The sequence below is a fragment of the Pseudomonas sp. DTU12.3 genome, assembly GCF_004124275.1.
GTDB lineage: Bacteria > Pseudomonadota > Gammaproteobacteria > Pseudomonadales > Pseudomonadaceae > Aquipseudomonas > Aquipseudomonas helmanticensis.
Window position 1 is genome coordinate 3,965,044 of sequence record NZ_CP027218.1, and the last position, 14,673, is coordinate 3,979,716.

At 59.0% G+C, this 14,673-nt stretch carries 11 protein-coding genes; 8 read left to right on the forward strand and 3 right to left on the reverse strand.

What is annotated here, in order from left to right; genetic code table 11:
• The first annotated feature begins 185 nt into the window (after positions 1-185).
• The 3 genes from hydA (at position 186) to preA (ending at position 4,462) form a co-directional block, all read left to right on the forward strand.
• Entirely contained in the window at positions 186-1,625 is a 1,440-nt protein-coding gene (gene hydA, locus C2E19_RS17900; RefSeq protein WP_129394409.1) for a dihydropyrimidinase, read from the forward strand.
• A 194-nt stretch (positions 1,626-1,819) separates the two neighbouring features.
• Positions 1,820-3,187 carry an NAD(P)-dependent oxidoreductase gene (locus tag C2E19_RS17910; RefSeq protein WP_129394410.1) on the forward strand — a complete coding sequence of 456 codons (1,368 nt, stop codon included), beginning with the start codon at positions 1,820-1,822 and terminating at the stop codon, positions 3,185-3,187.
• Positions 3,188-4,462 (forward strand): NAD-dependent dihydropyrimidine dehydrogenase subunit PreA, encoded by a 1,275-nt coding sequence (gene preA, locus C2E19_RS17915; RefSeq protein WP_129394411.1) that lies wholly within the window; start codon positions 3,188-3,190, stop codon positions 4,460-4,462.
• A gap of 406 nt (positions 4,463-4,868) precedes the next feature.
• Here preA and C2E19_RS17920 read toward each other — a convergent pair whose 3' ends face one another.
• Entirely contained in the window at positions 4,869-5,489 is a 621-nt protein-coding gene (locus tag C2E19_RS17920; protein WP_129394412.1) for a TetR/AcrR family transcriptional regulator, read from the reverse strand.
• A gap of 139 nt (positions 5,490-5,628) precedes the next feature.
• On the opposite strand from C2E19_RS17920, the gene copC reads away from it, so the two are divergent.
• Positions 5,629-5,991 (forward strand): copper homeostasis periplasmic binding protein CopC, encoded by a 363-nt coding sequence (copC, locus tag C2E19_RS17925; protein WP_129394413.1) that lies wholly within the window; start codon positions 5,629-5,631, stop codon positions 5,989-5,991.
• 3 nt (positions 5,992-5,994) lie between these two features.
• Positions 5,995-6,852 (forward strand): copper homeostasis membrane protein CopD, encoded by an 858-nt coding sequence (copD, locus tag C2E19_RS17930; RefSeq protein ID WP_129394414.1) that lies wholly within the window; start codon positions 5,995-5,997, stop codon positions 6,850-6,852.
• A gap of 78 nt (positions 6,853-6,930) precedes the next feature.
• On the opposite strand, the gene C2E19_RS17935 is transcribed toward copD, so the two are convergent.
• Positions 6,931-8,073, reverse strand: a complete 1,143-nt coding sequence (locus tag C2E19_RS17935) for an HlyD family secretion protein (RefSeq protein ID WP_129394415.1) — start codon at positions 8,071-8,073, stop codon at positions 6,931-6,933.
• Complete coding sequence (locus C2E19_RS17940; RefSeq protein ID WP_129394416.1) at positions 8,070-9,725, reverse strand: MFS transporter; 1,656 nt, start codon at positions 9,723-9,725, stop codon at positions 8,070-8,072. Before C2E19_RS17940 ends, C2E19_RS17935 begins: the two co-directional genes overlap by 4 nt.
• A 286-nt stretch (positions 9,726-10,011) precedes the next feature.
• Here C2E19_RS17940 and C2E19_RS17945 point away from each other — a divergent pair, with 286 nt between their 5' ends.
• The 3 genes from C2E19_RS17945 to C2E19_RS17960 all read left to right on the forward strand — a co-directional run bounded on the left by C2E19_RS17945 (position 10,012) and on the right by C2E19_RS17960 (position 14,648).
• Complete coding sequence (locus C2E19_RS17945) at positions 10,012-11,307, forward strand: OprD family porin (RefSeq protein WP_129394417.1); 1,296 nt, start codon at positions 10,012-10,014, stop codon at positions 11,305-11,307.
• A 974-nt stretch (positions 11,308-12,281) separates the two neighbouring features.
• Positions 12,282-13,229, forward strand: coding sequence for a transposase (locus C2E19_RS17950; protein ID WP_129388636.1), 948 nt, complete (start codon positions 12,282-12,284; stop codon positions 13,227-13,229).
• A 594-nt stretch (positions 13,230-13,823) separates the two neighbouring features.
• Positions 13,824-14,648 carry an NAD(P)-dependent oxidoreductase gene (locus C2E19_RS17960; protein WP_129394419.1) on the forward strand — a complete coding sequence of 275 codons (825 nt, stop codon included), beginning with the start codon at positions 13,824-13,826 and terminating at the stop codon, positions 14,646-14,648.
• The last annotated feature ends 25 nt before the right edge of the window (positions 14,649-14,673 follow it).

The window sequence follows — 14,673 nt, forward strand, 5'->3', positions numbered from 1 at the left end:
TTTTTATCGTTATTTTTCATACACTTAAAACAGTAATAAGCTTATAAAAAATAATCTTGATCTATTGCAAATCTGCGACTAGCTTCTATTCCTGACAGCGCTGACAGGAATACACCCTGCAACGCCGTACATCAATAAAACATCTAGAACCGGCACAAGTCGGTCATGCCTGCGAGGAACTCGGAATGTCTCTGTTGATCCGTGGCGCCACCGTTGTTACCCATGATGAAAGTTATCGCGCCGACGTCTATTGCGCCGACGGCGTGATCAAAGCCATTGGCGAAAACCTGGATATTCCCGCCGGTGCCGAAGTGCTCGACGGCAGCGGCCAATACCTGATGCCCGGCGGCATCGATCCGCATACGCACATGCAACTGCCGTTCATGGGCACCGTCGCCAGTGAAGACTTTTACAGCGGCACGGCGGCTGGTCTGGCCGGAGGCACCACGTCGATCATCGACTTCGTCATACCCAATCCGCAGCAGTCGTTGATGGAAGCGTTTCATCAATGGCGCGGCTGGGCAGAAAAGTCTGCGTCGGACTATGGCTTCCACGTTGCGATCACCTGGTGGAGCGAGCAGGTGCGTGAGGAAATGGCCGAGCTGGTCAGCCATCACGGGATCAACAGCTTCAAGCATTTCATGGCCTACAAGAACGCGATCATGGCCGCCGACGACACGTTGGTGGCGAGTTTCGAGCGTTGCCTGGAACTCGGCGCGGTGCCGACCGTGCATGCGGAAAACGGCGAACTGGTCTATCACCTGCAACGCAAGTTGATGGCCCAGGGCATCACCGGGCCGGAAGCGCATCCGCTGTCGCGGCCTTCGCAGGTTGAAGGGGAAGCGGCGAGCCGGGCGATTCGTATCGCCGAAACCATTGGTACGCCGTTGTACCTGGTGCACGTCTCGACCAAGGAAGCCCTCGACGAAATCACCTATGCACGGAGCAAGGGCCAGCCGGTTTATGGGGAAGTGCTGGCCGGGCATTTGCTGCTCGACGACAGCGTCTATCAGCACCCGGACTGGCAGACCGCCGCCGGTTACGTGATGAGCCCGCCGTTTCGTCCGCGCGGTCATCAGGAGGCGCTGTGGCACGGATTGCAAAACGGCAATCTGCACACCACCGCCACTGACCATTGCTGTTTCTGCGCTGAGCAGAAAGCCGCCGGGCGTGATGATTTCAGCAAGATTCCCAATGGCACCGCTGGTATCGAAGACCGTATGGCCGTGCTGTGGGATGAAGGGGTCAACTCCGGTCGCTTGTCGATGCAGGATTTCGTCGCCCTCACGTCCACCAACACCGCGAAGATCTTCAATCTCTATCCGCGTAAAGGTGCGATCCGCGTCGGCGCCGATGCCGACCTGGTGCTGTGGGATCCGCAAGGCAGCCGCACCATCTCCGCGAAGACCCACCATCAGCAGGTGGACTTCAACATCTTCGAAGGCAAGACCGTGCGCGGCGTACCGAGCCATACCGTCAGCCAGGGCCGCGTGGTCTGGGCCGATGGCGACCTGCGCGCCGAGCGTGGCGCCGGGCGCTACATCGAAAGGCCGGCGTATCCGGCGGTGTTTGATTTGCTGAGCAAGCGGGCTGAGCAACATAAGCCAGTTGCTGTGAAACGCTGACATCGAGGCCTTCGGCCTTCGCGAGCAAGCCCGCTCCCACATTTGAAATGCATTCCCCTGTAGGAGCTGCCGAAGGCTGCGATCTGTTGATCTTGTTTTTTAAGATCAAGATCAACAGATCGCAGCCTTCGGCAGCTCCTACACGGGGATTTGGCCAATGCCCGATAGAGGCAGTTACTGTGAGGCAAAAAACCGTGATCGAGACCCTGAACCATCTCCCCCACCCGCACGAAAGCGCGGCCGCCCTCGCCGGTCATTTCGCCGATCTGGCGCCGCCGCTCAATGACCGCCAGGCGCATCTGGAAGCCTCGCGCTGCCTGTATTGCTACGACGCGCCATGCGTGAATGCCTGCCCGAGCGAAATCGATATCCCCTCATTCATCCGCAATATCCATCAGGACAACGTGCCCGGCGCCGCGCAGAAAATCCTTTCGGCAAACATCCTCGGCGGCAGTTGCGCGCGAGTCTGTCCAACCGAGATCCTCTGCCAGCAAGCCTGCGTGCGCAACAACGCCCACGAATGCGCGCCGGTGCTGATCGGCCTGCTGCAACGCTATGCCGTCGACAACGCGCACTTCACCGAACACCCATTCCAGCGCGCCGCCGCCAGCGGTAAACGCATCGCCGTGGTCGGTGCCGGGCCGGCGGGGTTGTCCTGTGCACATCGCAGTGCCATGCACGGGCATGAGGTGGTGATTTTCGAGGCGCGCGAGAAGGCTGGCGGACTCAACGAGTACGGGATCGCCAAATACAAACTGGTCGACGATTACGCGCAGAAGGAACTGGATTTCCTCCTGCAGATCGGCGGCATCGAGATTCGCCACGGGCAGAAACTCGGTGAGAATCTGACCCTCAGCGAACTGCATCAGCAGTTCGACGCGGTGTTCCTCGGCCTAGGCCTGAATGCCAGCAAACAACTTGGTTTGGCCCACGAAGATGCGCCCGGCCTGCTCGCCGCCACCGATTACATCCGCGAATTGCGCCAGGCCGATGACCTCACGCAACTGCCGCTGGCCGAGCGCTGCATCGTCCTCGGCGCCGGCAACACGGCGATCGACATGGCTGTGCAAATGGCTCGCCTCGGTGCTCGCGACGTGAATTTGGTGTACCGCCGTGGCGCCGCCGACATGGGCGCTACCGGCCACGAACAAGACATTGCCAAAGCCAATCAGGTACGCCTGCTGACCTGGGCGCAACCGGAAGAAGTCTTGCTCGACGATCAAGGCAACGTGCGCGGCATGCGTTTCGCCCGCACCGATCTGGTCGACGGGCGCCTGCAAACCACCGGCGAAACGTTCGAACTGGCCGCCGACGCGATCTTCAAAGCCATCGGCCAATCCTTCGACAGCTGCGCCCTCGCCGACCCGTTGGCCCGCGAACTCAAGCGCCAGGGCGAACGCATTCAGGTCGACGAAAACCTGCGCACCAGCATCCCCGGCGTGTATGCCGGCGGCGACTGCACCAGCCTCGATCAGGACCTCACCGTGCAAGCCGTGCAGCACGGCAAATGCGCCGCCGAGGCGATCAACGCTCAACTGATGCTCAACGTGGAGGCTGCGTAAATGGCCGATCTTTCGATTGTCTTCGCCGGCATCAAAGCACCGAATCCGTTCTGGCTGGCCTCCGCGCCGCCGACCGATAAAGCCTACAACGTCGTCCGGGCGTTTGAAGCAGGCTGGGGCGGCGTGGTCTGGAAAACCCTTGGCGAGGACCCGGCGGCGGTCAACGTTTCGTCGCGTTACTCGGCGCATTACGGCAACAACCGCGAAGTGCTCGGGATCAACAACATCGAGCTGATCACCGACCGTTCGCTGGAGATCAACCTGCGTGAGATCACTCAGGTGAAGAAGGACTGGCCGGATCGCGCGTTGATCGTGTCGCTGATGGTGCCGTGCGTCGAGGAGTCGTGGAAACACATTCTGCCGCTGGTCGAAGCCACCGGCGCTGACGGTATCGAGCTGAATTTCGGCTGCCCGCACGGCATGCCCGAGCGTGGCATGGGCGCGGCGGTCGGTCAGGTGCCGGAATACGTCGAGCAGGTCACGCGCTGGTGCAAGACCTATTGCTCGCTGCCGGTGATCGTCAAATTGACGCCGAATATCACCGACATCCGCGTCGCTGCCCGCGCGGCGCATCGCGGTGGTGCGGATGCGGTGTCGCTGATCAATACGATCAACTCGATCACCAGCGTCGACCTGGAACACATGGTCGCCCTGCCCACGGTCGGCAGCAAAAGCACGCATGGCGGTTATTGCGGCTCGGCGGTGAAGCCGATTGCGCTGAACATGGTCGCCGAGATCGCCCGCGATCCGCAGACCCAGGGCTTGCCGATCTGCGGCATTGGCGGCATCGGCAGTTGGCGCGATGCGGCGGAATTCATGGCGCTCGGCAGCGGCGCGGTGCAGGTGTGCACAGCGGCGATGCTGCATGGTTTCCGGATTGTCGAGGAGATGAAGGACGGCCTGTCGCGGTGGATGGACAGTCAGGGTTACGCCAATATCAGCGAGTTTGCCGGGCGCGCGGTGGGCAATACCACCGACTGGAAGTACCTCGATATCAACTATCAAGTCATTGCGAAGATTGATCAGGACGCGTGCATCGGTTGCGGGCGCTGCCATATTGCTTGCGAGGACACTTCACACCAGGCGATCGGCAGTTTGAAGCAGGCGGATGGCACGCATAAATACGAAGTGATCGATGAGGAGTGCGTGGGCTGCAATCTGTGCCAGATCACTTGTCCGGTGGCGGATTGCATCGAGATGGTGGCGATGGAGACTGGGAAGCCGTTTCTGGACTGGAATCATGATCCGAGGAATCCGTATCACGTTGCAGTCTGAAAAAGCCCCTCACCCTAGCCCTCTCCCAAAGGGAGAGGGGACTGATTGGGAGATATTGGCGAACTGCACCGACGTGAAAGATCTGCTTCGAATCCATTATCGATACAAGCACAGACTAGAAATGCTTTAAATCCATAATCGACTGGATTTTTCAGGTCGATGTATGACGCAAGACACCTCGGTCGGCCCCCTCTCCCTCCGGGAGAAAAGGGAGAGGGGACTGATTGGGGGATATTGGCGAACTGCACCGACGTGAAAGATCTGCTTCGAATCCATTATCGATACAAGCACAGGCTAGAAATGCTTTAAATCCATAATCGACTGGATTTTACAGGTCGATGTAACCCGCAAGACACCTCGGTCGGCCCCCTCTCCCTCCGGGAGAGGGCTGGGGTGAGGGTCTTCTTTAGGGTTCCAACCCGATCCCGCGCAAGATCACACTCGTCACCGTCTGCACCGCCCGCTCAAACTGCATGTCCGACAACGGCTGATGCTCGTTGAGGATATTCACCTGATGATCAAAGTCGGCATAGTGCTGCGTCGACGCCCAGATCATGTACAGCAAACTTGACGGTTCCACCGGCAAAATCCGCTTGTCCTCGACCCACTGGCGAATCTTCGCTTCCTTCATTTTCGCCCAGTCATACAGGCTGACATCCAGCGCCTCGCCCAGTGTCGGCGCGCCATGGATGATCTCGTTGGCCCAGACTTTCGAGCCGTAAGGGCGACTGCGCGAGTGGTTCATCTTGGCGCGGATGTAGCTGCTCAGGACCACACGCGGGTCATCGAACATCTCGAAGCACAACGCGTCCTGCTTCCACACTTCCAGCAGATCAAACAACACCGCGCTGTACAGCTCGCTCTTGGTGCTGAAGTAATAATGCAGATTGGAACGCGGCAGTTGCACTTCGGCGGCGATGTCGGCCATCGCGGTGCTGCCGAAGCCTTTTTCGGCGAAGACTTTTTCCGCCGCGAGCAGAATTTTCTCGACGTTATTGCGGCGAATTTCGATCTTGTGATTGCCCATGTGGGCTCCCTGACAACAGCGTTGCCCAAGACTAGCATCCGCTCTGGTGCGCGGGCGACCGCTGCAAACAAAACTTCGTACAGCGGCGAGCGGATGGCTAAACTGACGATTCTTTGATCCTGCCCCAGAGGTATCCGCGATGCTGTTCAAGAACGTCATGACCACCACTGCCCTGCTCGCCTCGCTGTTCGCCGCTTCCTCGGTATTTGCCCACGCCCACCTGAAAAGCCAGACCCCGGCGGCCGACAGCACTGTCGCTGCTCCGGCCGATTTGCGCCTGACCTTCTCCGAAGGCGTCGAAGCCAGTTTCACCAAAGTCACCCTGACCCGCGATGGCGCACCGGTCGCCGTCAAAGCGCTGACCACCGAAGGCGAAAAGAAAACCCTCATCGTCACCCCGGCCGCACCACTGACGGCCGGTGAATACAAAGTCGAATGGCACGCGGTGTCGGTCGACACGCACAAGAGCGAAGGCGCCTATCAGTTCAAGGTTGGCCAATAATTCATGAGTGAAGCGCTGGTGCTGTGCCGCTTTGTGCATTTCATCGCGGTGTTGATGTTGTTCGGGGCCTGGCTGTTCAGGCCGTTGCTGCTCAAGGATGAAACGCCGCCAGTGGACCGGCAGCTGGCGCGACTGGCGCGTTGGTGGGTTGCCGTTGCGCTGATCAGCGGGATTGCCTGGGCGCTGTTGATCACGGCGAGCATGGCCGGTTCGGCTGCGGCAGCGTTTGATCCGGACACGGTTGCGCTGGTGCTGGGCAACACGTTTTTTGGTCAGGTATGGCGCTGGCATCTGTTGATCAATGCCGCGCTGTTGGCCTTGCTGTTTACGCCTTGGCGCTCAAGCATGCCTTTGCGCCTGGGCTTGAGTGGCTTGCTTTTGGCGACGCTGGCACCGGTCGGACACGGCGCGATGCTGGATGGTCTGAGCGGGCAACTGCTGATTCTCAATCAGATCGTTCATCTGACCTGCGTCGCCGCGTGGCTTGGCGGGCTGTTGTTGCTGGTGATAATTCTGCGTCAGCCAACGGAACCGATGTCGGTGGTTCTGCGGCGTTTCAGTGGAGTGGGTTATGCGTTGGTCGCGGGGCTGCTGATCACGGGTTTGATCAACGTGCGCGTTCTGACCGGCCAATGGTGGCCGACGCCACTGTTCAGCGGGTTTGCGCTGATTCTGTTGATCAAGGCAATGCTGGTGTTGGCCATGCTCGGATTGGCATTGTTCAACCGCTTGCGCATCGATGACTGCGAACAACGCATGGGCACCCTGCGGCGCAGCGTGATGCTTGAATGGCTGCTCGGCATTGGCGCCGTAGCCGCCGTCTCGCTACTCGGCACCCTACCCCCGATGATCGCCGCCTGAAAAACAAAAGATCGCAGCCTTCGGCAGCTCCTACAGATTACCCATGTAGGAGCTGCCGAAGGCTGCGATCTTTTGATCTTAATGGTGCTGGGTATCACCCGCTGCAGTATCGATGCTGACCACCACCGACATCCCCGGCCGCAACCGCTCCTCCTCCTGCTGATCCGCATCAATAGTGATCCGCACCGGCACCCGCTGGGCAATTTTCACAAAGTTGCCGGTGGCATTGTCCGCCTGCAACAAGGCAAATTCCGACCCGGTCCCCGGTGAAATATGCTGCACATGCCCGGTGAATTTACGGTGGTTCAACGCATCGACGCTGAAGCGCACCGGCTGCCCGACCCGCACGTTGTCCATCTGCGTTTCCTTCATGTTGGCGATCACCCATTTCTGGTTCGGCACCAACGCCATCAACTGCGCCCCCGAGTTGACGTAGGCGCCGAGGCGCACGCCAATTTGCCCGAGCTGGCCGTCGCGCGGGGCAACGATGCGCGTATTCGACAGGTCGATTCGCGCCAGTTGCACCGCCGCTTCAGCGCTGGCCACCGCCGCTTCCAGCGAGCCACGATTGACGATTACTGTTTGCAGATCCTGCCGGGCGATTTCCAGATTGGCCTTGGCCTGCGCCACCGCTGCAACGCTTTGCGCATTGGCCGCCAGCGCTACGTCCATCTCGCGTTTGGACACCGAGCCGTCGCTGACCAATTCCCTGTTGCGGCGCAGATCCGCCTCGCTCTTGCGCAACTGCGCTTCGCTGTCAGCCTGCACCGCCTGGCGTAATTTGATCGTCGCTTCGGCGCTGTTGCGTTGCTGCACGACATTGGCCAATGCGGCTTTCTGCACTGCCAATTGCGCCAGCGACTGGTCGAGGCGTTGCTGATAGATCCGATCATCCAGACGCACCAGCAAATCGCCGGCCTTCACGTACTGAAAATCCTGCACCGGCACTTCAAAAACATAACCGGCGAGCTGCGGGCCGATGATCGTCACCTGCCCGCGAATCAGCGCGTTTTCCGTGGTTTCGACCGCGCTGCTGAACGGCGGCAATTGCCAGGCGTAGAGCACGATCAACACACCAACAATGGCAATCGCGGCAAAGCCCATTGAAGAGATGATGCGCACCCGCAGCGAGCGTGGCTCGGTGTTCGGCGATGACGGCGGCGCCACACCCTCAGGCGTGGCGGCGATGGCATTGGTGGTTGTGGTGGTCGGTTCGGTCATTGAGAAGTGGCACCGCTGGAAGGTGTGGATGGCGCTGGGGCGACGGTTTTGGTGGTGCTCATCAGCCACAGTGCGCGAATGGACAGCCAGATCATGGTCAGCACCGCAATAACGGCGATCAGCATGAACACGTCGTTATAGGCCAGCACGTTGGCCTCACGCGTGGCGGCGTTGGACAGGCTACGAATACCCGCCAGGTTGCGCAGGCTCGGATCGGCGAGCAGCGAACCGTACGCCGACCCGCCGCTCTGTACCCGCGCGGCCACCAATGGATCGGACATCACCAGATGCTCGACGATCTGGCTGGAGTGGAATTTCTCGCGGACGATCTGAAAGGTGCCGAGCAGCGCCGCGCCAAGCAGGCCGCCGAGGTTATTGCAGATCCCGAACAGCACGGAAAAACTCACCAGGTTGCGCGGATTGGTCAGCACGTTGCGCGTGCCTAGAACCATGGTCGGGCCGAGAAAAAACGTGCTGCCGAAGGCCAGCAGGAACTGACTGAAATAGAGGTTTTGCGGGCGGGTCAGGTTGTTGGAAAAACTGTCCATCACCGACCCGGTGGCCATCAGACCCAGCGAGATGATCAACGGCATCAGCAGGTGCTTGGGGTTGATCGTCAGCGCGCTGGTCAACAACCCCGCGACGCTGCCGATCAGCATCACCACGTACAGGCTGTGCAACTGCTCATAACCCATGTTCAGGTTCTGCATGAAACCCACCGCCCCGGTGGACTGCTCCGAGGTAACCATACGAATCAGGGTCACCGCCAGCGCCAGACGGATCATCGTCCCGCTGCCAAGCCAACGAGTCATCAGCATCGGGTTGCTGCGATTATGTTCGATGGCCAGGCCGGCGAGGATCAACGCGATGGACGCGGCCAGCGCAACGCCGATCCAGTCGGCCTCCAGCCACCAATCGATGCGCCCCAACGACAACACCGCGCACAACAATGCGACGCCACTGGCGAGAATGGCGAAGGTCAGGAAGTCGAGTTTTTCGAACGTTTTGAAGCGATCGCCGGGCGGCAACTTGAGCATCAATACACAACCGAGCGAGAGCAGTGCCATGCCCAATTCGAACAGGTACAAGCCGCGCCATTCGGCGATTTGCAGCAAGTCTTCGGAGAACAATCGCGCCAGCGGCAAGGCCAGTTGTGAGGTGCCAAGACCGAGCACCAGCGCCTTCATCCGCCACTTCGCCGGGAATGCCTGGACCATGTAATACAGGCCCAGAGAACTCAACGCCGCACCGACCATGCCGTGCGCCGCACGCACCGCCACGGCCGAATTCAGGTCGTTGACGAACAAGTGGCCGAAGGTCACCAGCGCATACAGCACCAGGAACACTTCGGTGAACGCGCGCAAACCGAACTGCTGACGAAACTTCACCAGCAGCAGGTTCATCGACACGTTGGTCATCACGTACGCGGCCGGCAGCCAGGCCATTTCGGCGGTGGTCGCGCCGAGGGCGCCCTGCAGATACGGCAGGTTGGCGACCACCAGCGAGTTGCCCAAACCACCGGTCAATGCCACCAGCAAACCGACCAGCGCATAGGCCAGGCGCTTGCGGTTGGAGTGCAACGGCGTCGAGGGAGAACCGGGCAGACTGGGCTTCTCGTGGGGCTGCCAGTTGCGCGGGGCGTATTGATCCATTGAAAGGCCTTGTGCGGAAGGTGGATGAAGTTTGCCGCAAATTCACCGGCAACACACATCCCATGGACAACACAAACCCCTGTAGGAGCTGTCGAGTGAAACGAGGCTGCGATCTTTTTATTTTAAAAAAGCTAGAGCAAAAGATCGCAGCGTGCCGCAGCTCCTACAGAGTTATCGTACAACCAAAGGTTGACATTCCCGGAAAACGCAGGAAATATCCGCAACCATGTTGTACGACGACGTATGACAAATAATAAAAACAACAAATGAAACAGGGAGCGTCACAGTGAGCACACTCGTCCGCAATTCCGTCCGCCCTTCGCGTTTTTCCGTTATTCGCCCGCGTTCCACCCTGAGCCTGATTGGCTGCAGCAGCCTGGCCCTCGCCCTACCGATGAGCGCCGATGCCGAAGGCTTTCTCGAAGACAGCAAAGCCACGCTGAACCTGCGCAATGCCTACTTCAATCGCAACTTCGTCAACCCGGCCAATGCCCAGGGCAAAGCCGAAGAGTGGACGCAGAACTTCATTCTCGATGCCAAATCCGGATTCACTCAGGGCACCGTCGGTTTCGGTCTTGATGTGCTGGGGCTGTATTCGCAAAAGCTTGATGGCGGCAAAGGCAGCGGCGGCACGCAACTGTTGCCGATCCACGATGACGGACGTCCGGCGGACAACTTCGGGCGCCTTGGTGTCGCGCTGAAGGCCAAGGTGTCGAAGACTGAACTGAAGGTCGGTGAATGGATGCCGGTGCTGCCGATCCTGCGTTCCGACGATGGCCGCTCCCTGCCGCAGACCTTTCGCGGCGGCCAGATCACTTCCACCGAGATCAATGGCCTGACCGTCTACGGCGGCCAGTTTCGCGGCAACAGCCCGCGCAACGACGCCAGCATGGAAGACATGTCGATGAATGGCCGCGGCGCGTTCACCTCGGACCGCTTCAACTTCGGCGGCGGTGAATACACCTTCAATGACAAGCGCACCCTGATTGGCGTGTGGTACGCCGAACTCAGCGACATCTACCAGCAGCAGTATTTCAACCTCAGCCACAGCCAGCCCTTGGGCGACTGGACGCTGGGCGCCAACCTCGGTTTCTTCACCGGCAAGGAAGACGGCAGTGCCCAGGCTGGCGATCTCGACAACAAAACTGCGTTCGCCATGCTCTCGGCCAAATACGGTGGCAACACCTTCTACGTCGGCCTGCAAAAACTCAGCGGCGACGATGCCTGGATGCGGGTCAACGGCACCAGCGGCGGCACGTTGGCCAACGACAGTTACAACGCCAGTTATGACAACGCCAGGGAGCGCTCCTGGCAACTGCGTCACGACTACAACTTCGTCGCCCTCGGCATTCCCGGTCTGACCCTGATGAACCGCTACATAAGCGGCGATAACGTGCACACCGGGACCATCACCGACGGCAAGGAATGGGGCCGCGAGTCGGAGCTGGCTTACACCGTACAGAGCGGCGCGTTGAAGAACCTCAACGTGAGATGGCGCAACGCGACCATGCGCCGGGACTTCAGCACCAACGAGTTTGACGAGAACCGGATCTTTATCAGTTATCCGATTTCGTTGTTGTAATTGGGCGCTGCACCGCTTCCCTTGTGGGAGCGGGCTTGCTCGCGAAGGCGGTGTGTCTATGAATGATGATTTGACTGAGCCGCCGCATTCGCGAGCAAGCCCGCTCCCACAGGTATCGAAGTTGTTTTCGATGTCTGTGTCCACCACAAAACCCTGTGGGAGCGGGTTTGCTCGCGAAGGCGGTGTGTCAGTCGATGAAAGAGTTGCCTGCACCGGCCTTATCGCTGGCAAGCCAGCTCCCACATGTATCGAAGTTGTTTTCGATGCCTGTGTCCACCACAAAACCTTGTGGGAGCGGGCTTGCTCGCGAAGGCGGTGTGTCAGTCGATGAAAGAGTTGCCTGCACCGGCCTTATCGCTGGCAAGCCAGCTCCCACAGGTATCGAAGTTGTTTTCGATGCCTGTGTCCACCACAAAACCTTGTGGGAGCGGGCTTGCTCGCGAAGGCGGTGTGTCTATGAATGATGATTTGACTGAGCCGCCGCATTCGCGAGCAAGCCCGCTCCCACATGTATCGAAGTTGTTTTCGATGCCTGTGTCCACCACAAAACCCTGTGGGAGGGGGCTTGCTCGCGAAGGCGGTGTGTCAGTCGATGAAAGAGTTGCCTGCACCGGCCTTATCGCTGGCAAGCCAGCTCCCACAGGTATCGAAGTTGTTTTCGATGTCTGTGTCCACCACAAAACCTTGTGGGAGCGGGCTTGCTCGCGAAGGCGGTGTGTCAGTCGATGAAAGAGTTGCCTGCACCGGCCTTATCGCTGGCAAGCCAGCTTGTATGCTGGGACTTGAAGGGAGGAGGAGGGACAAAGCCAGATTCTGACTGTTGACGCAGTACAGATCCGTGGGAGATTTCGCCCCTCCTCCTTTCACCCAAGCGCCGATAAAGAATGCATCTGGCCAGGACCGACGATAGGAACAAGCCTGCGCCCCTGGGTGAGCCCTTCAAGTGTTCAAAACCATATCTCGGGGGATGTTCAATGGCAATGCCGGTTTCTGTCGTAAAGCCTATTGTGGGCGTGGATGTCGCCAAGAATGAACTGGTCATCTATCAGGCCGAGCTGGATCTGCTCGAGACTATTTCCAATGACAAGACAGCCATCAAAAAATGGCTGAAAGCCTTGCCTGCACCTGTTGATTTGGCTATCGAATCGACCAACATCTATCACCTGGCGTTCGCCGATCTGGCCCATGAAGCCGGGTGCACGATTTACATGGTCGATGGCTACGCGTTGAGTCATTACCGAATAGGGGTGAAAGTTCGCGCCAAAACCGATGCGCTGGACGCCAAGCTGCTCGCTCGTTATCTAAAAAACGAATACGAAGAGCTTCATCCTTGGATCCCGCCATCGCCTTTATATCGCCGCCTTCTGAGCCTTTTCCGCCGTCGTGCAGCGCTGGTTCAGGCACGGGTTGGTCTGGTGCAAAGCTGGGCGAATGAACCGCTGCTCAAAAGCGCGTTTGCTGAGCAAGTGGCCTCAATGCAGAGGCTCGAAACATTGGTCGAGAAGATGATCAACGATCAATTAAAAGAGGCTGGGCTGCTCGCAGATCTGAAGCGCTGCACAAAAGTTGAAGGTATTGGTTTTTTGACCGGAGCCCGTTTGATCGCAACATTTCAGCGGGGCGACTTCAAAAACGCGGATGCATTTATTGCGTTTTTGGGGATGGATTTGCGCGTGTCGCAGTCAGGACAAAAGGACGGTCGCCGGAGCCTGACCAAACGCGGAGACCCAGAGGCCCGGCGACTGCTCCATAACGCAGCCATGTCGGCCAGCCGTACACCGGCTTGGAAAAGCTTCTACGAGGAGCAAAGAAACCGTGGGTTCAGTACGACACAGGCGCTGGTGATATTGGCTCGCAAGCTTGCGCGAGTCGTATTCGCGCTGCTGAAGGGGCAAAGCGAATACCAGCCGAAGGGAGGTTGAGGGCTTCCCCTCAACCATAGAATCTCCCACAGGTATCGAAGTTGTTTTCGATGCCTGTGTCCACCACAAAACCTTGTGGGAGCGGGCTTGCTCGCGAAGGCGGTGTGTCTATGAATGATGATTTGACTGAGCCGCCGCATTCGCGAGCAAGCCCGCTCCCACATGTATCGAAGTTGTTTTCGATGCCTGTGTCCACCACAAAACCCTGTGGGAGGGGGCTTGCTCGCGAAGGCGGTGTGTCAGTCGATGAAAGAGTTGCCTGCACCGGCCTTATCGCTGGCAAGCCAGCTCCCACAGGTATCGAAGTTGTTTTCGATGTCTGTGTCCACCACAAAACCTTGTGGGAGCGGGCTTGCTCGCGAAGGCGGTGTGTCTATGAATGATGATTTGACTGAGCCGCCGCATTCGCGAGCAAGCCCGCTCCCACAAGGGGATTGCATTGCAAACACATAATTGTGCGTTTGAAGACTGGACTGGGCCTTCCGTCATTTACACCGAAAGTCGCGTTGACAAGTTCCTGAAACCCTACCGATACTTCACGCAGTCATACGACAACCTACAACAAACCTAATAACAATGTGTCCAGGGATTGCCATGACGTCTACCTCTACTCCCCGCGCCCCTTTCAATCGCCTGCTGCTGACCGGCGCTGCCGGTGGCCTCGGCAAAGTGCTGCGCGAACGCTTGCGCCCGTACGCCAATGTGTTGCGCCTGTCCGATATCGCCGCCCTCGCCCCAGCCGTCGATGATCGCGAAGAAGTGATGCTCTGCGACCTTGCCGACAAACACGCCGTGCACCAACTGGTCGAGGGCGTCGACGCGATCCTGCACTTCGGCGGCGTCTCCGTTGAACGTCCCTTTGAAGAGATCCTCGGCGCCAACATCTGCGGCGTCTTCCATATCTACGAAGCCGCGCGCCGGCATGGTGTGAAGCGGGTGATCTTCGCCAGTTCCAACCATGTCATCGGCTTCTACAAACAGGACGAACACCTCGACGCCAGCTCCGCGCGCCGCCCCGATGGCTACTACGGTTTGTCCAAGTCCTACGGCGAAGACATGGCCAGTTTCTACTTCGATCGCTACGGCATCGAGACCGTCAGCATCCGCATCGGCTCCTCGTTCCCCGAGCCGCAAAACCGCCGAATGATGCACACCTGGCTGAGCTTCGACGACCTCACGCAACTACTCGAACACTCGCTGTACACGCCGAACGTCGGCCACACCATTGTCTACGGCATGTCCGCCAACAAGGACGTGTGGTGGGACAACCGCTTCGCCAGCCACCTCGGTTTTGCCGCCAAGGACAGCTCCGAAATATTCCGCGAAAAAGTCGAAGCACAGCCGCTGCCGGCCGCCGATGACCCGGCGCGGATATACCAGGGCGGCGCCTTCGTCGCAGCCGGTCCGTTTGGCGACTGAACACTCTGACAACGACACAAGGGAT

Bases quoted from the DNA above. Each gene is read 5' to 3' on its own strand.
- hydA (WP_129394409.1), top strand. From the start codon at position 186: ATGTCTCTGTTGATCCGTGGCGCCACCGTTGTTACCCATGATGAAAGT.
- preA (WP_129394411.1), top strand. From the start codon at position 3,188: ATGGCCGATCTTTCGATTGTCTTCGCCGGCATCAAAGCACCGAATCCG.
- C2E19_RS17920 (WP_129394412.1), bottom strand. From the start codon at position 5,489: ATGGGCAATCACAAGATCGAAATTCGCCGCAATAACGTCGAGAAAATT.
- copC (WP_129394413.1), top strand. From the start codon at position 5,629: ATGCTGTTCAAGAACGTCATGACCACCACTGCCCTGCTCGCCTCGCTG.
- copD (WP_129394414.1), top strand. From the start codon at position 5,995: ATGAGTGAAGCGCTGGTGCTGTGCCGCTTTGTGCATTTCATCGCGGTG.
- C2E19_RS17935 (WP_129394415.1), bottom strand. From the start codon at position 8,073: ATGACCGAACCGACCACCACAACCACCAATGCCATCGCCGCCACGCCT.
- C2E19_RS17940 (WP_129394416.1), bottom strand. From the start codon at position 9,725: ATGGATCAATACGCCCCGCGCAACTGGCAGCCCCACGAGAAGCCCAGT.
- C2E19_RS17950 (WP_129388636.1), top strand. From the start codon at position 12,282: ATGGCAATGCCGGTTTCTGTCGTAAAGCCTATTGTGGGCGTGGATGTC.
- C2E19_RS17960 (WP_129394419.1), top strand. From the start codon at position 13,824: ATGACGTCTACCTCTACTCCCCGCGCCCCTTTCAATCGCCTGCTGCTG.